Genomic DNA, 19765 nt, shown 5'->3' with positions numbered 1-19765 from the left:
GCGACGTCGTACGGGACGGTCGAGGAGGACCTGCGGTGAGCGAGAAGAGCCCGAAGCTGCGCGCCGAGCTGGACGGCATCCCCACCTACAAGCCCGGGAAGCCCGCGGCCGCGGGTGGTCCCGTGGCGTTCAAGCTGTCCTCGAACGAGAACCCGTACCCGCCCCTGCCTGGGGTGCTGGAGAGCGTGGTCGCGGCGGCGGGCCAGTTCAACCGCTACCCCGACATGGCGTGCACGGGCCTGGCGAACGAGCTCGCGGAGCGGTTCGGGGTCCCGGTCGAGCACATCGCCACCGGCACCGGTTCGGTCGGGGTGGCCCAGTCGCTGATCCAGTCGACGGCGGGTCCCGGCGACGAGGTCATCTACGCCTGGCGGTCTTTCGAGGCTTATCCGATCATCACGCAGATCTCGGGTGCGAAGTCCGTTCAGGTCCCGCTGACCGACGGCGACGTGCACGACCTGGACGCCATGTTCGACGCGATCACCGAACGCACCCGGCTGATCTTCGTCTGCAACCCCAACAACCCCACCGGCACCGCGGTGCGCCGCGCCGAGCTGGAGCGGTTCCTGGACCGCGTGCCCTCCGACATCCTGATCGTCCTCGACGAGGCGTACAAGGAGTTCGTCCGCGACGTGGAGGTGCCGGACGGCATCGAGCTCTACCGCGACCGGCCGAACGTCGCGGTGCTGCGTACGTTCTCCAAGGCGTACGGGCTCGCCGGCCTGCGGGTCGGCTTCGCGGTGGCACACGAGCCGGTGGCCGCGGCGCTGCGCAAGACGGCGGTGCCCTTCGGCGTCAGTCAGCTCGCCCAGGACGCGGCGGTCGCCTCGCTGCGGGCCGAGGACGAGCTGATGGGCCGGGTCGGGTCGCTGGTCAGCGAGCGCAGCCGGGTCTACGGGACGCTGCTGGCCCAGGGCTGGACGGTCGTGCCCGAGACGCAGGCCAACTTCGTGTGGATGCGGCTCGGGGAGCGGACCGCCGACTTCGCGGCGGCCTGCGAGAAGGCCGGAGTGGTGGTCCGGCCCTTCGCCGGTGAGGGCCTGCGGGTCACGATCGGCGAGCCCGAGGCGAACGACCTGTTCCTGAACACGGCGGCCGCCTTCTTCAAGGAGTTCTAGCCGGGCCCGGTTCCGCGCGGACCAGTCCGGTTCCACACGGACTAGGCCAGTTCCACGCGGATGGGGTCGCCGTCGCGGACGGTGGCCAGCAGGCGGGGGTCGCCGTCGAACGAGCCGAGCACGTTGCACGGGCTCGCCAGGCGGCTCTCGCCACCCCGGGAGATCGGCGTCGGACCGTAGGGCAGCGCGAGCGCGTCGCCCTCCGTCCAGAACGCGACGGTGCCCGGCTCGACGACCTGCCGGGCGTCGTCCTCCAGTGCGACGGAGACGCCGGTGTCGAAATAGACCTCCTCGCCCCAGGTGTTGGCGGAGGCGGAAATCGGGAGCGCCCCGGCGAGCGCCTTGGCGGTCGGGGTCTCGTCGAGGGTCGCGGTGAGGTGGCCGGCGGGCCAGAGGATTCGAATCTTCATGCCCCATATTCAACAATCTGTTGAATATCTCCGCTAGGGGGTACCCCCCTGAAAGATGCCGACAGCGGTACGACATAATGCTTGTGAATGTGAACGCGTTCACAAGCGTGTCCTGCTTCCTCCCGGATTGAGTGGGATGCAAGGGGCAAACTGCGGCTGTGACCACGGCGAACCGAAGGAGACGACGACGTGGACCTAGCTCTGGCGCCAGAGACCCTGGCGCGATGGCAGTTCGGTATTACCACCGTCTATCACTTCCTCTTCGTTCCTTTGACGATCTCGCTGGCCGCGCTCGTCGCGATCTTGCAGACGGCCTGGGTGCGTTCGGAAAAGGAGAAGTACCTCAAGGCGACCAAGTTCTGGGGCAAGCTCTTCCTGATCAACATTGCGATGGGTGTCGTCACCGGCATCGTCCAGGAGTTCCAGTTCGGCATGAACTGGTCCGACTACTCGCGGTTCGTCGGTGACATCTTCGGAGCCCCGCTGGCCTTCGAGGCGCTCATCGCCTTCTTCTTCGAATCCACCTTCATCGGCCTGTGGATCTTCGGCTGGGACAAGCTGCCGAAGAAGATCCACCTGGCCTGCATCTGGATGGTCTCGATCGGCACCATCCTGTCCGCGTACTTCATCCTGGCGGCGAACTCCTGGATGCAGCACCCGGTCGGCTACCGGATGAACGAGGAGCGCGGCCGGGCCGAGCTCACCGACTTCTGGCTGGTGCTCACCCAGAACACCGCCCTGACCCAGTTCTTCCACACGATGACGGCCGCCTTCCTGGTCGGCGGGGCGTTCATGGTCGGCATCGCCGCCTACCACCTCGCCCGCAAGAAGCACATCCCCGTCATGCGCACCTCGCTGCGGCTCGGCCTGGTCGTCATGATCATCGCGGGGCTGGGCACCGCCATCAGCGGTGACCTGCTCGGCAAGGTGATGTACAAGCAGCAGCCGATGAAGATGGCCGCCGCCGAGGCGCTCTGGGACGGCGAGGCGCCCGCCCCCTTCTCGGTCTTCGCCTACGGCGACGTCGACAAGGGCCACAACACGGTCGCCATAGAGATCCCCGGGCTGCTGTCCTTCCTGGCCAACGACGACTTCACCTCCTTCGTCCCCGGCATCAACGACGTCAACAAGGCCGAACAGGAGAAGTTCGGGCCCGGCGACTACCGGCCCAACATCCCCGTCGCCTACTGGGGCTTCCGCTGGATGATCGGCTTCGGCATGGCCTCGCTCGGCGTCGGCGTGCTCGGGCTCTGGCTGACCCGCAACAAGTTCATGCTGCCGCCGGGGCTGCGCACCGGCGAGGAAGAGGTCCCGCACCTGGTCCTCTTCAAGAAGGCGCTGAGCCCGAAGTTCTCCCAGCTGTACTGGATCGTCGCCCTCTGGACCATGGGCTTCCCGCTGATCGCCAACTCCTGGGGCTGGATCTTCACCGAGATGGGCCGTCAGCCCTGGGTGGTCTACGGGGTCCTGCGCACCCGGGACGCGGTCTCGCCGGGCGTCTCCCAGGGCGAGGTGCTCACCTCGATGATCGGCTTCACCCTGCTCTACGCCATCCTCGCGGTGATCGAAGTCAAGCTCATGGTCAAGTACGTCAAGGCCGGCCCGCCCGAGCTCACCGAGGCCGACCTCAACCCGCCCACCAAGATCGGCGGGGACGACAAGAACTCCGACCGGCCGATGGCCTTCTCGTACTGAGGCTGAGGAGACCACACCATGCAACTTCACGACGTCTGGTTCGTACTCATCGCCGTCCTGTGGATCGGCTACTTCTTCCTGGAGGGCTTCGACTTCGGAGTCGGCGTACTGACCAAGCTGCTGGCCCGTGACCGCACCGAGAAGCGGGTCCTGATCAACACGATCGGACCCGTGTGGGACGGCAACGAGGTCTGGCTGCTCACGGCCGGCGGTGCGACCTTCGCAGCCTTCCCCGAGTGGTACGCCACCCTCTTCTCCGGGTTCTACCTGCCGCTGCTGATCATCCTGATCTGCCTCATCATCCGCGGTGTCGCCTTCGAGTACCGGCACAAGCGCCCCGAGGACAAGTGGCAGACCAACTGGGAACACGCGATCTTCTGGACCTCGCTGATCCCCGCGTTCCTGTGGGGCGTGGCCTTCGCCAACATCGTGCGCGGCGTGAAGATCGATGAGCACAAGGAGTACGTCGGAAACTTCTTCGACCTGCTCAACGTCTACTCGATCCTCGGCGGCCTGGTCACCCTGACCCTGTTCACCTTCCACGGCGCGGTCTTCACCTCGCTCAAGACGGTCGGTGACATCCGGGACCGCTCGCGCAAGCTGGCCGCCCGGCTCGGAGTGGTGACCGCCGTACTGGCGCTCGCCTTCCTGATCTGGACCCAGGTCTCGCGCGGCGACGGCTGGAGCCTCGTCGCGATGGCCGTCGCGGTCCTGGCGCTGGTCGGGGCCCTCGGCTTCAACTTCAAGGGCCGGGAGGGCTGGGCGTTCGCCCTGTCGGGGGTCACCATCGCGGCGGCCGTCGCGATGCTGTTCCTGACGCTCTTCCCGAACGTCATGCCGTCCTCGCTGAACGACGCCTGGAGCCTCACGGTCACCAACGCCTCGTCCAGCCCGTACACCCTGAAGATCATGACCTGGTGCGCGGGAGTGGCGACCCCGCTCGTCCTGCTCTACCAGGCCTGGACGTACTGGGTGTTCCGCAAGCGCATCGGCACCCAGCACATCGCCGACGCGCACTGAGTCCGACGCGCACTGAGTCCGTCGGGCGCTGAGTCCGACGGGCTCCCCGCCCGGCCCGCCCCACCCCGCCCGACCCTGCCTGGGGGATGTTTCACGTGAAACCGATCGACCCGCGCCTGCTCCGGTACGCCCGCTCCACCCGCCTCTTCCTGGGGGCGGTGGTGGCCCTCGGGCTCGCCGGGGCGGGGCTGGTCGTCGGCCAGGCGATGCTGATCGCCGAGATCGTGGTCGGCGCCTTCGAGGACGGTCTGGACGGCGGGGCCCTGCGGACCCCCCTGCTGCTGCTCGCGGCGGTGGCGCTCGGCCGGGGCCTGGTCGCCTGGCTGACGGAACTGGCCGCGCACCGCGCGAGCGCGGCGGTCAAGTCGGAACTGCGCGGCCGGCTCCTGGAGCGGGCCGCGGACCTCGGACCCGGCTGGCTGAGCGGACAGCGGACGGGCTCCCTCGTGGCCCTGGCCACGCGGGGCGTGGACGCGCTGGACGACTACTTCTCCCGCTACCTGCCCCAGCTCGGGCTCGCGATCGTGGTCCCCGTGGCGGTGCTCGCCCGGATCGTCACCGAGGACTGGGTGTCGGCGGCCATCATCGTCGTCACCCTGCCGCTGATCCCGGTGTTCATGATCCTGATCGGGATGGCCACCCAGTCCCGGATGGACCGCCAGTGGCGGCTGTTGTCCCGGCTGTCGGGGCACTTCCTCGACGTGGTGTCCGGCCTGCCGACCCTGAAGGTCTTCGGCCGCGCGAAGGCGCAGGCGGAGTCCATCCGGAAGATCACCGATGACTACCGGCAGGCGACGATGCGCACCCTGCGCATCGCGTTCCTGTCCTCGTTCGCACTCGAACTGCTCGCGACCCTCTCGGTGGCCCTGGTCGCCGTGACCATCGGCATGCGGCTGGTCCACGGGGAACTGGACCTGTACACCGGACTGGTCATCCTGGTCCTGGCGCCCGAGGCGTACCTGCCGCTGCGCCAGGTCGGAGCGCAGTACCACGCGGCGGCGGAGGGACTGGCCGCCGCGGAAGAGATCTTCGAGGTGCTGGAGACCCCGGCCGCCGCGTCGGGCGGGACGGGTACGGTTCCCGCTTCGGGGCTGCGGATCGAGCTCGACGGCGTCGCGGTCCGCTACGAGGGTCGGGGCGAGGACTCCCCCGGGCCGGTCTCGCTGTCGGTGGGACCGGGCGAATGCGTGGCCCTCACCGGGCCGAGCGGGGCGGGCAAGTCCACCCTGCTGCAAGTGCTGCTCGGGTTCGTCGCACCGAGTGCGGGCCGGGTCCTGATCGGCGGCGCGGACCTGGCCGGGCTGTCGGCCGAGCAGTGGCGGGAGCGGATCGCCTGGGTGCCGCAGCGGCCGCACCTGTTCGCCGGGACGATCGCGGAGAACGTCCGGCTGGCGAGGCCCGGGGCCACCGACGCCGAAGTGGGCGCCGCGCTGGAGGACGCCGGGGCGGGTGAGTTCGTACGGGCCCTGCCGCTCGGTGAGCGGACGGCACTCGGCGAGGGCGGGGTCGGACTGTCCGCCGGGCAGCGCCAGCGCCTCGCGCTGGCGCGGGCCTTCCTGGCGGACCGGCCGGTGCTGCTGCTGGACGAGCCGACGGCGGCGCTGGACGGCGAGACCGAGGCGGCCGTCGTGGAGGCCGTACGCAGGCTCGCGGTCGGCCGGACCGTGCTGCTGGTGGTGCACCGGCCGGCGCTGCTGGCGGTCGCCGACCGCGTCGTACAGGTCGGGACGGGCCCCGTGGGGCTCTCCCCCGACCGGTCCCCGACCGCCCCCGCCGAGGGGGCGGCCGTGCCGGCCGGCGCCGGGGCGGGCTCGGGTCCGCGCGATCCCGGGGAGTGGATCCTCGGGGAGGCTCCGGAGCGGGCTGCCGGGACGGGCGGCGCCGACTCCGGCGGACAGGATCCCCTCAAGCGGGTGCGCGGGGTGGCCAAGGCCTGGCAGGGACGGTTCAGGCTCGGACTGTTCCTCGGGGCGCTGGCCGTCGGGTGCAGCGTCGGGCTGATGGCCGTCTCCGGATGGCTGATCTCTCGGGCCTCCGAACAGCCGCCGGTGCTCTACCTGATGGTGGCCGTCACCGCCACGCGCGCCTTCGGCATGGGCCGGGCCGTGTTCCGGTACGCGGAGCGGCTCGTCTCCCACGACGCGGTGCTGCGCATGCTCGCCGACCTGCGCGTCGGCGTGTACCGCCGGCTGGAGCGCATCGCGCCGGCCGGGCTGCGCACGCAGCGGCGCGGCGATCTGCTGACCCGTCTGGTGGCCGACGCCGACGCCTTGCAGGACTACTGGCTGCGCTGGCTGCTGCCCGTCGGCACGGCCGTGCTCGTCGGGACCGGCTCGGTGGCCTTCACCACCTGGCTGCTGCCCGGGGCAGGGGCCGTGCTCGCCGTCGGACTGCTCGCCGCCGGGGTCGGGGTACCGCTGCTCAGCGCGGTCTGCGCCCGCCGTACCGAGCGCCGGCTCGCGCCCGCCCGGGGCGAGCTCGCCACCCGTGTGGCCGATCTGCTCACCGGAACCGCCGAACTGACCGTCGCCGGCGCGCTGGACGGCCGCAAGGCCGCCGCGAGGGACACCGACCGCACGCTGACCGGGATCGCCGCCCGGGCGGCCGCCGTCACCGGACTCGGGAGCGGCCTGTCCGCCCTGGTGTGCGGACTGACCGTGGTGTGCGCCGCCGCCGTCGGCGCGAACGCCGTCGCCGGGGGCCGGCTGTCCGGGGTGGCCATGGCCGTGGTCGTCCTGACCCCGCTCGCCGCGTTCGAGGCGGTCACCGGGCTCCCGCAGGCCGTCCAGTACCGCCAGCGGGTCCGCCGCAGCGCCGAGCGGGTCTTCGAGGTCATCGACGCCCCCGTCCCGGTCGCCGAGCCGCGGCAGCCGGTCCCGTTGCCCGCCTCCCCCTTCCCGCTGCGGCTGACCGGGCTCGCCGCCCGCCACCCCGGGCAGGAGCACGACGCGCTGCGCGGGCTCGACCTGACCCTGGAGGCGGGCCGCCGGATCGCGGTCGTCGGCCCCTCGGGCTCCGGCAAGACCACGCTGGCGCAGGTCCTGCTGCGCTTCCTGGACCAGCGCGAAGGCACGTACACCCTGGGCGGGACCGACGCGCGCGAGGTCGACGGCGACGAGGTGCGCCGGGTCGTGGGCCTGTGCGCCCAGGACGCGCACATCTTCGACAGTTCGGTACGCGAGAACCTGCGCCTGGCCCGGACCGGGGCGAGCGAGGCACAGCTGCGGGAGGCGCTCGCCGCGGCCCGGCTGCTGGAGTGGGCCGAAGGGCTCCCCGACGGGCTGGACACGCTGGTCGGCGAGCACGGCGAGCGGATCTCCGGCGGCCAGCGCCAGCGCCTGGCACTGGCGCGGGCCCTGCTCGCGGACTTCCCGGTGCTGGTCCTGGACGAGCCGGCCGAGCACCTGGACCTGGCGACCGCCGACGCGCTGACGGCGGATCTGCTGGCGGCGACCGAGGGCCGCACCACCGTGCTGATCACGCACCGGCTGGCCGGACTGGAAGCGGTCGACGAGGTGGTCGTCCTGGACCGCGGAGAGGTGGTCCAGCGCGGCGCGTACGCGGAGCTGGCCGGCGCTCCGGGGCCGCTGCGGCGGCTGCTGGAGCGGGAACGGGAGGCGGACGCGACACCGGCCGCCCCTCTCCGGGCCTGACTTCCCCCGGGCCCGACATCCCGCGGGCCCGGGTTTCCCCACTTTCGACTTTCCTCGCGAAACCGGACTAACTACTCTCAAGGGCATGTCAGCGCAGCAGTCCCAGGAATCGCCCGAGTCCTCGCCGGAGCCCGCGACGGACCAGCCCGACCCACTGGAGGCCGCTACCGCCGCCACCCGGAGTCTGCACGGGTTGTCCACCGAGCTCACGGCCCGGGTGCCGCAACTGCTGGAGGCCATGCGGTCGGTCGGTACCGGCCTCGAACTGCACTCCACGCTCGACCGGATCTGCGAGACGGCCGCCGAACTCGCGGACGCCCGCTACGCGGCCATCGGCGTCGTCGACACCGAGGGCCGCGGGCTCTCGGACTTCGTCACCTTCGGAATCAGCGACGCGCTGGCGAAGAAGATCGGACACCGCCCGGACGGGAAGCGCGGACTGCTCGGCGCACTGATCTCGAATCCCGACACGGTGCACCTCGCCGATCTGACCAAGGACCCGCGCTCGGCCGGCTTCCCCGCGCACCACCCGCCCATGAAGACCTTCCTCGGGGTACCGATCCGGGTGCAGGGCGAGATCTTCGGCAACCTCTACCTCACGGAGAAGAACGGCGGCGGCGAGTTCAACGACTACGACGTCCACATGGTCCGGGTGCTGGCCACCGAGGCGGGCATCGCCATCGGCAACGCCCGCCTCTACGAGGCCGCCACCCAGCGCGAGCGCTGGATCGACGGATCGGTCGCCGTCACCACCGCCCTGCTGTCGGGCGGGGACGCGGACGACGCGCTCGCGGTCGTCGCCGAACAGGCCCGCCGGCTCGCCGATTCGGCCGCCGGCATCGTCATGCTGCCGGCCGAGGAGGGCGGCATGGAGATCGTCGCGGTCTCCGCCGAGAACCCGGCCACCTCGCTCGGCGTCGTCATCCCGGCCGAGAGCCCCGTCGTGGCCAGGCTGCTGGAGGGCGAGCCCGTCTTCGTGGACGACGCCGCCTCGGACCCGCGCATGATCAGCCGGCTGACCAGCCAGTACGGGGCCTGCATGATGCTGCCCCTGCACAGCGGCGGCCGGGTGCTGGGCGCGCTCGTCACCCCCCGGGCGCGCGGCAAGCGGCCGTTCAGCGAGGCCGAGCGGACGTTGGCCACGCAGTTCGCCTCCCAGGCCGCGCTCGCGCTGATGATGGCGGAGGCGCAGCGGGACCGGGAACGCCTCGCGGTGTTCGAGGACCGCGACCGGATCGCCCGCGATCTGCACGACCTGGTCATCCAGCGGCTCTTCGCCACCGGGATGATGCTCGAAGGCGCCCAGCGCCGGTCCATCGTGCCCGAGGTGCGCGACGGGGTCGGCAAGGCCGTGGACGAGCTCGACGTGACGATCCAGGAGATCCGCACCGCGATCTTCGCGCTCCAGCAGGGCCCGGCGGAGGCCCCCTCGGGTCTGCGCACCCGGGTCCTGCGGGAGATCAACATGGCTGCCGTGCCGCTGGGCTTCAAGCCCGCGCACCGCTTCCTCGGGCCGATCGACGCGGTCGTCGGCGAGCTGGTCGGGAAGAACCTGATCGCCGCCCTGCGCGAGGCCCTCTCCAACGCCTTCCGGCACGCGGAGGCGTCCCGGATCGAGGTGGTCCTCGACTCCACCGTCACCCTGGCCGACGGCCGGCCCGGGGTCCGGCTGGAGGTGGCCGACGACGGGGTGGGCATTCCGGAGGGCGGGCGGCGCAGCGGACTGCGCAACCTGCGCCGACGGGCCGAGTCGCTCGGCGGCGCCAGCTCGTACGGACCGGGCCTCGGAGAGGACGGCGGCGGGACCACCCTGGTCTGGGAGGCCCCGCTCTAGGCTCCGCCAGGGCCTGCTCCCGGCTCGGGCCCAGGCTCGGCCGCGCTACGGCTGGGCGCCGGCGGCCCGTTCGGTCAGGATCTGCTCGATGACGAGGGCGACGCCGTCCTCGTTGTTGGCGACCGTACGGCCCGACGCGGCCGCGATCACGTCCGGATGCGCGTTGCCCATCGCGTACGAGGTCCCCGCCCAGCCCAGCATCTCCACGTCGTTCGGCATGTCGCCGAAGGCGACCACCTCGGCCGGAGAGATGCCGCGTTCCTCGCAGCACAGCGCCAGGGTGCTGGCCTTGGAGACACCCGGACCGCTGATCTCCAGCAGGGAGGTCGGGCTGGACCGGGTGATCGAGGCGTACGCGCCGGCGACGGAGCGGGCCAGCGCCAGGAACTCGTCCGGAGCCAGTTCGGAGTGGTGGGCGAGCACCTTCAGGACGGGCGCCGAGTCCTCGTCCCTGTCCTCTTCCAGCAACTGCTCGGCGGTGGCGACATTGGCGCCGGGGTCCTGGAAGAACGGCGGGTAGGCAGGCTCGTAGTTGATGCCGGTGGTCATCTCCACGGCGAACGAGGTGCCGGGGGCGGCGGCCCGCAGGGCCTCCACCACCTTCAGCGCCGTGATCCGGGGCAGCGGCCTGACCTGCACGAACTCCCGCCCGGTGGGGACCGGGCCGATGGCGTGCAGATCGACCACGGCGGCGCCGTTCGCGCAGATCGCCAGGCCGTGGCCCTGGACGTGGTCGCTGACGACGCCCATCCAGCGGGCCGGGCGTCCGGTCACGAAGAACACCGCGATACCGGCCTCCTCGGCGGCCGCGAGCGCGGCGACGGTGCGCTCCGAGACGGACTTGTCGTCGCGGAGCAGGGTGCCGTCGAGATCGGTGGCGATGAGCCGGGGGATGGGGGTGGTCCGGGAAGCGGAGGTGGGCCCGTCCGGGCGCTGAGGAGCCGAGGTCACGACCCCATCTTCGCCCATGCCGACGGGGGCGATGTTTCACGTGAAACATCGGACGTGCCGCCGGTGGGGATGTTTCACGTGAAACATCGCCACATGGTTGTCAGTGGCGGGTGGAAGGATCTCCTCGCCGATTTCGACGACGTCACACGGGGGGCGCCGTGCTCATCCCTTCAGCTCGGAAGTCGGACTGTGACGCCTGTGGAAGCCCGCACGCCAAGTGGGTGGGGACCCTCAGGATGGCGCTCTGCGCGGCCTGCGACCGGGCGGCCGACGTCGATCCGGAGCGCGAGCCGGTACTGGTGGGTGAGGTCCTGGCGGTCGGGGCCCATGCCCTGTTCCGCTCCTGCCGCGGCGAGGGCACGCCGGGTGCACGGCGTGACGAGGGGCGGGCTGGCGGTCGTAGGCTCGGGGCATGACTCTGCGCCTGAGCACCGTGATCCTTCCCGTCCACCGCTGGAACGAGGGGGGACGCGACCGCTGGCAGCGGGCCGAGGAACTGGGGTTCCACGCCGCTTACACCTACGACCACCTGTCCTGGCGGACCTTCCGGGACGGGCCGTGGTTCGGCGCGCTGCCGACCCTCACGGCCGCCGCGACGGCGACGGAGCGCCTGCGCCTGGGCACGCTCGTCACCTCGCCGAACTTCCGTCATCCGGTGACGCTGGCCAAGGAGCTGATGTCCCTCGACGACATCTCGGGCGGCCGGGTCACCCTCGGCATCGGGGCCGGCGGCAACGGCTTCGACGCCACGGCGCTCGGCCAGGAGGCCTGGACCCCGAAGGAGCGGGCCGACCGCTTCGGGGAGTTCCTGCCGCTGCTCGACCGGCTGCTCACCGAGGCGGACGTCTCTCAGGAGGGCACCTTCTACTCGGCCGTGGAGGCCCGCACCATCCCGGGCTGCACGCAGCGGCCGCGGCTGCCGTTCGCCGTCGCCGCGACCGGCCCGCGCGGCCTGAAGCTCGCCGCGCGGTACGGACAGGCGTGGGTGACCACGGGTGACCCGAAGATCTTCGAGCAGGGCACGCCGGAGGATTCGGTGGAGGCCCTCCGGGGCCAGATCTCCAAGCTCGGCAAGGCGTGCGCGGAGACCGGCCGGGACGTGGCCGAGCTGGACAAGGTGCTGCTCACGGGCTTCACCCCGGACCGGGGCCGCCCGCTGGAGTCGGTGGACGCGTTCGTCGACTTCGCGGGCCGCCACCAGGAGCTCGGCTTCACGGAGCTGGTGATCCACTGGCCGATCCCCGAGTCCGACTTCGCCGCGGACCAGGAGGTCTTCGAGCGCATCGCCACCGAGGGGCTCGCCCAGCTGGGCTGACGGGAGCCGTTGGCGGCCCATCGCCGCTGCCGCCGCCGCGGCCCGATCCGGTCACCCCGGCCGCCCCCGCCGTCATCGCTTCGGGGCGGGGTGGGGTGGGGCGGGGCGGCCGGGGCAGCGGGGAGCCGCGTCAGGACGAGGCGCGCAGCAGGTGGTCCCGGGTGCTTTCGGCGCTGTGCAGGAGCCACTCCGGTGCCGTGCCCTCGGGCAGCGCCCGGACCTCGTCCGCCAGCGCCCCGATCCGGGCGGCGCCCGCTTCGGGCCGGCCCAGTTCCTGCTCGGTCCAGGCGGCGTTGTTCACGCAGTGGTACCGAGCCGCCAGATGGTCCGGACCCAGCTCGGCGTAGAGGGCGGCGGCCCGTTCCCAGAGCCGGACCTCGTCCAGCCGCAGGGCCTCCAGCTCCGCCGCGCCGAGCGGCTCGGCGGGGCCGTCCGCGTCCCGCCCCGCCTCGCCCCGGTCCTCCTCGAGTTCCTCGTCGAGGTCCTCGTCGAAGTCGTCCTCGTCGTGGGCGTTGACCCGGCGGTCGAGGATCTGGGCCGTCTGGTTCCAGGTCTCGGCCAGCTCCGCCCGCAGCCCGGTGTCCAGCGGGGCTTCGGCCAGCGCGGCGCCGAGCACCTCCGCAGCCTCGTCCATCCGCGCCCGGGCCCGTGCCACCGCCGCGTCGGTGACCTCCTCGCGCAGCCCCAGCCAGGCCAGCGAGCGCAGGATGCGGACCTCCGGGACGGGCGCGTCCTTCGACTGCCGGTGCAGGTCGAGCGCCCTCTCGTACGCGGCGACCGCCTCGGGGATCAGCTGTGCCTCGGAGAGCCGGTCGGCCGCGGCCTGGGCGAAGCGGGCCTGCGGGCGCGGGTCCTCCCAGTCCTTGGTCACCTCCGCCGCCAGCAGGTACTGCTCCGCCGCGCCCCGGGAGTCCCCCAGGTCGCGCAGCAGGTCGCCCAGGAACTCCCGTACGGAGACGGTCTGGCCCTCGCCGTGCTGCAGCAGGTCCGGCAGCGTCGACTGGAGTACCTCGGCCGCCTCGGCCGTACGGCCCTCCCGGGCGTGGCCCCGGGCGAGCAGCAGCCGGGCCTGGGCCCCGCCGTCGGCGGAGAGGCCCGCCTGGTCGAACCAGTGCGCCGCCTCCAGGGCGTGCCCGGTGGCCTCCGCGTCCGCCCCGCCCCGGCGCAGCAGGATGTCGGCCAGGGTGAGCCGTACGACGCCCTGCGTCTCCGGGTCGGTGGCCTCCGCCGCATCGGCCAGTCCGGCGCGCGCGGCCTCTTCGGCCTCCTCGGGGCGGTCCAGCGACATCAGCACCCCGGCCCGCAGCACCAGCGGGTCCACGGCCAGCCAGGGCCGCTCCGCCGCCCGCGACCGGTCGGCGGACGAGGCGAGCAGGGCCACGGCCCGCTCCGGATCGCCCTGCGCGAGCGCGAGACGGCCCAGCATCTCCTCGGCCTCCGCCGCCACGTCCGGCAGGGTCGGCCCGTAGGCGTCGACGAAGTCGGCGAGCTCGGCGGCCAGTTCCCCGTGCCCGTGCGCGTCGGCGTGCCCGTGCCCGTCGTGTCCGTGCTCCCCGGTGGCCTCGAGCGAGCGCAGGTACGACTCCACCCGGATCGAGGTCAGTTCCGCGTACGCGATCCGCCGCCCGCGCAGCGGCTCGTCCGCGTCCAGTGCCTCGGCCGCGCGCAGGGCCACGGCGATCAGCCCGCGCAGCTCCCCCGCCCCGGCCCCGGACTGCGCGGCCACGGTCGCGATCCGCAGCTCGGCCAGGGCCGCACGCTCGGCCAGCCCGAGCGCCAGGTAGCCCTCGCGTACGCCGGCCAGCAGTTCCGCGGCTCCGTCGGCCCCGGCCCGCGCGGCCTCCAGGGCCCGGTGGTCCGCGACGTCGGCGGCGGTCAACGGGTCGGCACCGGCCTCGGGGCGCGCCGCCACCTCGGCCCACAGCGCGTCCGCGCCGGGATGTCCGAGGTCCCGCGCGGCGCGGGCCCGTTCCACCAGCTCCGCGATGCCCTCCACCGAGGCCGAGGACGGCGTACGCACCACCATCCGTACGGGGGTGACGGCGGCCGTCGGCGGCGGCAGCGCCGGGCTGCGCACCCCCAGCGGCAGGGCGGCCCGCAGCGGAGCCTGCCCGATGCGTTCGAGGAGCCGGTCGGAGACCCGGGTGGTGCCGTTGCGCTCGTCGAAGCGCCGGGCGATCGCCAGGGCGTCCTCGCGCAGGACCGCGTGGAGCTCGTCGACCGTGCGCGTGGTGCCCTCGTAGGTGACGGCCGGGTCCGCTCCGTGCCCGAGTTCGCCGAGGCGGCGCAGCAGCACGAGGATGCCGCCGTAGAACCGCAGCTGGGCCTCGACGTCGACCAGCGGCCCCAGGCGGGCCGCGTGCTCGGCCAGGATCTCCAGCCCGCGGGCCTCGTTGCCGGTCAGCGCGCAGAACTCGATGTGCTCGCCGATGGAGCGCAGCAGGCTCTCGTTGCCCCGCGCCAGGCGGTAACCGCGCAGGTGGTGGGCGCGGGCCTCGGCGTCGCGGCCGAGCCGGACCAGGGGAAGCAGGGAGCGGGCGAGCACCCGGTGGGGCTCCTCCAGGCAGCTCTGCTTGCCCGCCAGTACCGGCTCCCAGACGGCGACGGCCTTCGCGTCGTCGCCGCGGCCCGCCCAGAACCAGCCCTGGGAGTTGGTCTCGCAGGCGTGGCAGTCGCTCATCGCGTCGCGATCGGCGGCCTGCCAGCGCCTGACGGCCCGCTCCGCCCGCTCGTCGTCGCCGGTGGCGTCGGCGAGGTAGAACTCGGACTGGCGCACCGCGCGCTCGCCGTATCCGGCGATCCGGTAGCGCCGCTCCATGTCCTCCAGCCAGCCGGTGACCGAGGACAGCGGGATCTCGGGGGAGCTGACCAGCTGGCCCGACACCCATTTGAACCGCCAGAACAGCGAGTGCGCCTCGCCCCTGTCGAAGGCGCCCGGGTCGCGGTCGTACTCCTGGAGCAGCCGGGCGAACGGGACCACCATGCGGGTCCGCTCGGAGCTGTACTCGTAGGCGTCGATCTGGTTGAGGAGCGCCTGGCGGAACACGCTGCTGTCGCCGCAGGTTTCGGCGGCGCCCGTCAGCGCCTCCGCCTGTGCGCTGCGCGCGGCTCCGTTGGGGAGGCGCTGGTTCTCGTAGAGCGCCTGACGGATCTCCGCCGGGGTCGTCGTGCTCACGTGCGGTCCTCCTGGGTGTCGGTGCCGGCACCGGGATGCGTCGCCCATTCCAGGAGCCCGAGGAAGGCCCGGTTGAGCAGCGTGGAGTCGGCCGGGCGCAGCGGCCGCTGGGACATCAGCAGGGCCTGGCCGTAGAGCGATTCCACGGCGGTGCCGGTCAGCGACTCGTCGGGGAGGGCGGAGATCCGGCGGATCAGCGGGTTGTTGTGGTTGAGGACGAGGCGGGCGCGCGGGGCGGAGCCGCGCAGCGCGCCGAGGATTCCGCTCCACAGCGAGTCGGCGCTGTCGAGGGCGGCGTTGCGGTCGCGTTCCTGGCGGGCCTGGCGGTCGTCCAGGTAGAGCGCGGGGATGGACACGGGCTGGAAGGCGCGCAGGACCACGTCGCAGCTCTGGGGTTCGAGCCGGGTGCGGGCGGTGGCCAGGAAGGGGGCCAGGGCCAATTCGGCGGAGGTGGGGACCGGGTCGAGGCGTTCGGTGACGGCTCCCGCGTCGAGCTCGATGATCTTGAGGTCCGGCCGTACGGAGGGCAGCAGGGCCAGCAGGTCCGCGTCGTAGGTGTAGCCGGCGTTGACGATGCCGAGACCGTGGGCGGCCGCGATCGGGGCGATCTGGCGGAACTCCTCGACCGTGCGCGTGAAGTGGAGCTCGTTGTGGGCGGCCGCGAACTCCTCCAGGCTCATCGAGCCGTCGCTGGTCTCGAACGGCAGCCAGGGCAGCATCAGGCCGAGCAGCTCGGAGTCGTGCCGGGCCATCGACTTCACGCCGAGGTGGTGGACGCTCAGGAAGGCGGCCAGCCGCTCGGGTTCGCTCGCGGCGAGCTCGGCGAGCCAGGCGCGGACGCGGCTGCCCAGGGCCTCGCGCACGGCGGCCAGGGTCTCGTCGTCGTACAGGTTCTCGCGGGAGGCGGTCGGCCGCAGCGTGTCGGTGTCGATGACGGCGCGGACGAAGAACGCCCAGTCGGGCAGCAGGTTGTCGGCCTTGTCGGTCAGCAGCATGCCCTTGAGGTGGACCCGGTGCCCGGACCGGTGGCCGGGGCTGGTCGGCTCGGGCAGGACGTACGCGACTCCGCGCACGCCGGCGACCGGCAGGTCGAGGTCGATGCTGTCGAGCGGGGTGAAACCGAAGAGCCCCGCGCAGTGCCCGGCGAGCGCGACGCGGCGGGCGGCGGGGGTGGGGAACGCCCGGTCCCATACGGCGGGCCGGTCGGTGACCGGCCGCGGCTCGGCTCCGGAGCCGTCGTCGAAGGTGATGGCGTAGGGCAGGAGCGAGCCGTAGTCGCGGGCGAGCTGTTCGACCTTGGCGGGGACGACCCATTCCTCGGCGCCCGGGCGGGCCTCCAGGATGACGGTCGTACCGGGCTCCGGGCGGGCTTCGGCGGGCAGTTCGCGGACGGTGTACGAGCCGTCGTCGGTGGCCAGCCATTCGACGGGCGCGGCCTGGAGGTCGCGGGCGGAGCGGGTGACCACGCGGATCTGGCGGGCGACGACGAAGCAGGCGAGCAGGCCGATGCCGAACTGGCCGAGGAACTCCTGGCGGGTGGTCTCCAGGCCGTGGTCCCCACCGCGCTTGGAGCTGCGCCCGATGGTGGCGAGGAGGGAGTGGGCCTCGGCGGCGGTCAGGCCGATGCCGCTGTCCTCGATGGTCACCCGGTTCCCGGCGGCCGACAAGCGGATGCGGATCTCGGCGTCGGGGTCGAGCGCGTGCCGGGCGGTGACCGCGTCGACGGCGTTCTGCAGCAGCTCGCGGACGTAGACGCGCGGGCTGGAGTAGAGGTGGTGGGAGAGCAGGTCGACCAGGCCGCGCAGATCGACCTGGAAGGTGTTCGCCGCGGGATCGGAAGGGACCGGTGAGGAAGGTGGTGTGGATGTCATGGTGCGTCACCTCGCGTGCTGGTGTGGATGGTTCGGCGACCGCGAGGTACCCCCCCTCACAGATCCCGGAATGAGGAACAGGGTAGGGGGATGATCCGACAATCCCTCGGTGAATTCCGCTCTTGCCGTTCCGCTTTCCGCCGTGCTTCCGGCCTTACTGGAAGCGGAGGAATTGCGGGGGCACGCAATCCACGAGCCACACCCCGTTGGCGCTGATCCGGAAGACGTGTCCGGCGGCGCGCATCGCCCCCGCGTCCACGCTGAGGACCACGGGCCGCCCGCGCCGTGCGCCCACGCGGGTCGCGGTCTCCCGGTCGGGGGACAGGTGGACGTGGTGGCGGGCCATCGGGCGCAGCCCCTCGGCGCGGATCGCGTCCAGGGCGGCGGCGACGGTGCCGTGGTAGAGGTACGCGGGCGGTTCGGCCTCCGGCAGCCCGAGGTCCACGGGAACGGTGTGGCCCTGGCTGGCCCGGATCCGGGTGCCGTCGACGGCGAAGCGCTGCTTGTCGTTGGCGGCGACCACGTGGTCCAGCTCGGCCCGGCTGATGGGGAATCCGTGGGCGGCCGCCGCGCCCAGCAGATCGTCGATCTCCACCCAGCCCTGTGGATCGAGCACCAGTCCGATCCGTTCCGGCTGATGGCGCAGGTGTTTCGAGACGTATTTGGACACCTTCACGGTGCGTCTGTCGTCCATTCGCCCAGGGTGCCGCCTCGGCGGCGGGTGGCGCAGCGATTTTCCGCCGTCGCTCCGAACCTGGACCCCCTCTATCGCGTTTCCAAGATACGGAATACATTTTCCGCTGAGCTGTCGCCCAAGGGGAAGAAAATATGACAAACAGTACGTCTCTGTCGCGCCGAGCGGCCGCCGAGCTCATCGGCACCGCCGCGCTGCTCGTGGTGGTGATCGGGTCCGGAATCCAGGCCGCCGCCCTCACCGCCGACATCGGCGTCGCCCTCGTCGCCAACTCGCTGGCCTCCGCCATCGGGCTCGGGCTGATCATCACGCTCTTCGGCCCGCTCTCCGGCGCCCACCTCAACCCGGTGGTCACCCTCACCGCCTGGTGGGGCCGGCGCACCGGCGGCGAAGGGCTCGACGGCCGCGAGGCCCTGGTCTACGCCGCCGCCCAGACCGCCGGGGCCATCGGCGGCGCCGTCCTCGCGGAGGCGATGTTCGGCCGCGTCCCGGGCACCTTCTCCACCCAGGTCCGCGACGGCGGGCACCTGCTCGTCGGGGAGGTCGTGGCCACGGCCGGACTGGTCCTCGTGATCCAGGGCCTGGGGCACATAGGCCGTCCGAAGCTGATCCCGGCCGCGGTCGCCGCGTACATCGCCGCCGCGATCTGGTTCACCTCCTCGGGCTCCTTCGCCAACCCGGCCGGCACCATCGGGCGCAGCTTCAGCGACTCCTTCACCGGCATCGCCCCGCAGTCGCTGCCCGGGTTCGTCGCCGCCCAGCTGCTCGGCGGAATAGTCGGCCTGGCGCTCGCGACCCTGCTCTACGGGAACACCCGCCGGGCCGTCGCGGGCGGCGGGTCGGCGAAGGGCGACGTGGCCGACGTCGCCGACACCATCGACACGACGGACGTGGCGCACGCGACGGACGCGACCGGCCCGGCCGATGTGACCGGCCCGGCCGGGATCAGCCGTCCGGTGGCCGAAACCGGGCAGTCAGGTCCGGCGTTCCAGAGCATCGGCTGACCCCTGGGGCGTAGTTCCCCACAGGGCGGGCGGAGTTGTCCACAGCCCTTTGCGCCGGTTTCGGCGGCAAAAGCGTGATCCGCCCTGTGGACTACTGATCGAGCACTACCGGCCGCCGCGGCTCGCCAGATCGTTCATGGTCCGGGCCTGCAGCTCCCGTTCCGTGGCGGCCCGGACGAACTCCGCCACGTGATCGGCGCCCACCAGTTCCTGCACCGCCCGCACGGTCTCCGCAGGCAGCGCCACGGGGGCCGGACCCGAGGGCTGGGGCGTCCCGACGGCCCCCAGGTGCCGCTGCAGGTGCCGGGTCGCGAAGAGGCGCATCGCCCGCGCCAGTTCCGCGTCCACCGTCTGCTGGGCCAGCGGCCGCAGTCTGCGCACCATCGTGGCCGCCTCGGCCGCGTCCGAGTCCGTCGGCGGGACGGAACCCAGGTAGCGGGCGAAGACGTGCTCCGTGGTGAACTCCAGGAAGCGCGAGGCGATGTGCTCGACCTGGCCGCGCAGCTCCCGCAGGTGACCGGTGATCGCGGGCAGCGGCACCCCCGCGGCGTACAGCTCGGCCGCCACCGCCAGCTCCTGCGGAGAGGGCACCAGGTACTGGTCCGGGCGCCCCGGAATCCGCTCCAGCACACCCAGTTCGCAGGCCTCGCCCACCGCTTCGTCGTCGGGCTTGCCGCCGAACCGGTCGTTCAGCTCGTCCCGGGTGATCCGGGCAGCCTCCTCGTCGGTCCACGGCCCGTGCACCTCGGCGACGAGCCCGAGGACACCGCCGAGCCCGCGGCCCGCGTCCCAGGCCTCCAGCAGTTCCTTGATGGAGGCCAGGGTGTACCCGCGGTCCAGCAGGTCGGCGATCTGGCGCAGCCGCGCCAGATGCGTGTCCCGGTAGACGTTGGAACGGCCGCGCCGCTCCGGCTTCGGCAGCAGACCGCGATCCTGGTACGCCCGGATCGTACGGACGGTCGCACCGCTGTGGTGCGCCAGATCCTCGATCCGGTACTCGGCTACTGCCTGCTCGGACAACCCCG

13 protein-coding genes are annotated in these 19765 nt (G+C 72.4%); 7 read left to right on the top strand and 6 right to left on the bottom strand.

Annotated elements, in window-relative coordinates; all coding sequences use genetic code 11:
• Nucleotides 1-35: 35 nt before the first annotated feature.
• Entirely contained in the window at nt 36-1118 is a 1083-nt protein-coding gene (hisC, locus tag ACWGDE_RS00295; protein WP_453386691.1) for a histidinol-phosphate transaminase, read from the top strand.
• Nucleotides 1119-1159: 41 nt separating this feature from the next.
• Here hisC and ACWGDE_RS00290 read toward each other — a convergent pair whose 3' ends face one another.
• Nucleotides 1160-1528 carry a cyclophilin-like fold protein gene (locus tag ACWGDE_RS00290; RefSeq protein WP_112448355.1) on the bottom strand — a complete coding sequence of 123 codons (369 nt, stop codon included), beginning with the start codon at nt 1526-1528 and terminating at the stop codon, nt 1160-1162.
• Nucleotides 1529-1717: 189 nt separating this feature from the next.
• On the opposite strand from ACWGDE_RS00290, the gene ACWGDE_RS00285 reads away from it, so the two are divergent.
• From ACWGDE_RS00285 to ACWGDE_RS00270, 4 genes are all read left to right on the top strand, one after another.
• Nucleotides 1718-3223 (top strand): cytochrome ubiquinol oxidase subunit I, encoded by a 1506-nt coding sequence (locus ACWGDE_RS00285; protein WP_453386690.1) that lies wholly within the window; start codon nt 1718-1720, stop codon nt 3221-3223.
• A gap of 18 nt (nt 3224-3241) precedes the next feature.
• Nucleotides 3242-4243 (top strand): cytochrome d ubiquinol oxidase subunit II, encoded by a 1002-nt coding sequence (gene cydB / locus ACWGDE_RS00280; protein WP_453386689.1) that lies wholly within the window; start codon nt 3242-3244, stop codon nt 4241-4243.
• 95 nt (nt 4244-4338) lie between these two features.
• Nucleotides 4339-7896: a thiol reductant ABC exporter subunit CydD gene (gene cydD / locus ACWGDE_RS00275; RefSeq protein ID WP_453386688.1), complete on the top strand. Its 3558-nt coding sequence runs from the start codon at nt 4339-4341 to the stop codon at nt 7894-7896.
• Nucleotides 7897-7981: 85 nt separating this feature from the next.
• On the top strand, nt 7982-9730 hold the full coding sequence (locus ACWGDE_RS00270; protein ID WP_453386687.1) for a sensor histidine kinase: 1749 nt from the start codon (nt 7982-7984) through the stop codon (nt 9728-9730).
• Between the two features lie 45 nt (nt 9731-9775).
• Here ACWGDE_RS00270 and ACWGDE_RS00265 read toward each other — a convergent pair whose 3' ends face one another.
• Nucleotides 9776-10699, bottom strand: coding sequence for a Cof-type HAD-IIB family hydrolase (locus ACWGDE_RS00265; RefSeq protein WP_453386686.1), 924 nt, complete (start codon nt 10697-10699; stop codon nt 9776-9778).
• Between the two features lie 394 nt (nt 10700-11093).
• On the opposite strand from ACWGDE_RS00265, the gene ACWGDE_RS00260 reads away from it, so the two are divergent.
• On the top strand, nt 11094-11996 hold the full coding sequence (locus ACWGDE_RS00260) for an LLM class flavin-dependent oxidoreductase (protein ID WP_453386685.1): 903 nt from the start codon (nt 11094-11096) through the stop codon (nt 11994-11996).
• 130 nt (nt 11997-12126) lie between these two features.
• On the opposite strand, the gene ACWGDE_RS00255 is transcribed toward ACWGDE_RS00260, so the two are convergent.
• From ACWGDE_RS00255 to ACWGDE_RS00245, 3 genes are all read right to left on the bottom strand, one after another.
• The gene (locus tag ACWGDE_RS00255; RefSeq protein ID WP_453386684.1) at nt 12127-15171 is read right to left on the bottom strand and encodes a tetratricopeptide repeat protein; all 3045 of its coding nucleotides are present in this window, start codon (nt 15169-15171) and stop codon (nt 12127-12129) included.
• Nucleotides 15168-17042: an HSP90 family protein gene (locus tag ACWGDE_RS00250; RefSeq protein ID WP_453386683.1), complete on the bottom strand. Its 1875-nt coding sequence runs from the start codon at nt 17040-17042 to the stop codon at nt 15168-15170. Before ACWGDE_RS00250 ends, ACWGDE_RS00255 begins: the two co-directional genes overlap by 4 nt.
• Before the next feature lie 154 nt (nt 17043-17196).
• Nucleotides 17197-17736: an RNA 2'-phosphotransferase gene (locus ACWGDE_RS00245; protein WP_453386682.1), complete on the bottom strand. Its 540-nt coding sequence runs from the start codon at nt 17734-17736 to the stop codon at nt 17197-17199.
• Nucleotides 17737-17870: 134 nt separating this feature from the next.
• On the opposite strand from ACWGDE_RS00245, the gene ACWGDE_RS00240 reads away from it, so the two are divergent.
• Nucleotides 17871-18740 carry an aquaporin gene (locus ACWGDE_RS00240; RefSeq protein ID WP_453386681.1) on the top strand — a complete coding sequence of 290 codons (870 nt, stop codon included), beginning with the start codon at nt 17871-17873 and terminating at the stop codon, nt 18738-18740.
• A 105-nt stretch (nt 18741-18845) separates the two neighbouring features.
• On the opposite strand, the gene ACWGDE_RS00235 is transcribed toward ACWGDE_RS00240, so the two are convergent.
• The gene (locus ACWGDE_RS00235) at nt 18846-19760 is read right to left on the bottom strand and encodes a MerR family transcriptional regulator (protein WP_453386680.1); all 915 of its coding nucleotides are present in this window, start codon (nt 19758-19760) and stop codon (nt 18846-18848) included.
• Nucleotides 19761-19765 lie beyond the last annotated feature (5 nt).

Source organism: Streptomyces sp. NPDC054956 (assembly GCF_053609185.1).
This window is presented reverse-complemented; position numbering and strand designations above follow the sequence as displayed.

What these genes read in the sequence shown, in the direction of transcription:
- ACWGDE_RS00240 (WP_453386681.1), top strand. Translation starts at nt 17,871, where the DNA reads ATGACAAACAGTACGTCTCTGTCGCGCCGAGCGGCCGCCGAGCTCATC.
- ACWGDE_RS00245 (WP_453386682.1), bottom strand. Translation starts at nt 17,736, where the DNA reads ATGGACGACAGACGCACCGTGAAGGTGTCCAAATACGTCTCGAAACAC.
- ACWGDE_RS00250 (WP_453386683.1), bottom strand. Translation starts at nt 17,042, where the DNA reads ATGACATCCACACCACCTTCCTCACCGGTCCCTTCCGATCCCGCGGCG.
- ACWGDE_RS00260 (WP_453386685.1), top strand. Translation starts at nt 11,094, where the DNA reads ATGACTCTGCGCCTGAGCACCGTGATCCTTCCCGTCCACCGCTGGAAC.
- ACWGDE_RS00270 (WP_453386687.1), top strand. Translation starts at nt 7,982, where the DNA reads ATGTCAGCGCAGCAGTCCCAGGAATCGCCCGAGTCCTCGCCGGAGCCC.
- ACWGDE_RS00265 (WP_453386686.1), bottom strand. Translation starts at nt 10,699, where the DNA reads ATGGGCGAAGATGGGGTCGTGACCTCGGCTCCTCAGCGCCCGGACGGG.
- cydB (WP_453386689.1), top strand. Translation starts at nt 3,242, where the DNA reads ATGCAACTTCACGACGTCTGGTTCGTACTCATCGCCGTCCTGTGGATC.
- ACWGDE_RS00290 (WP_112448355.1), bottom strand. Translation starts at nt 1,528, where the DNA reads ATGAAGATTCGAATCCTCTGGCCCGCCGGCCACCTCACCGCGACCCTC.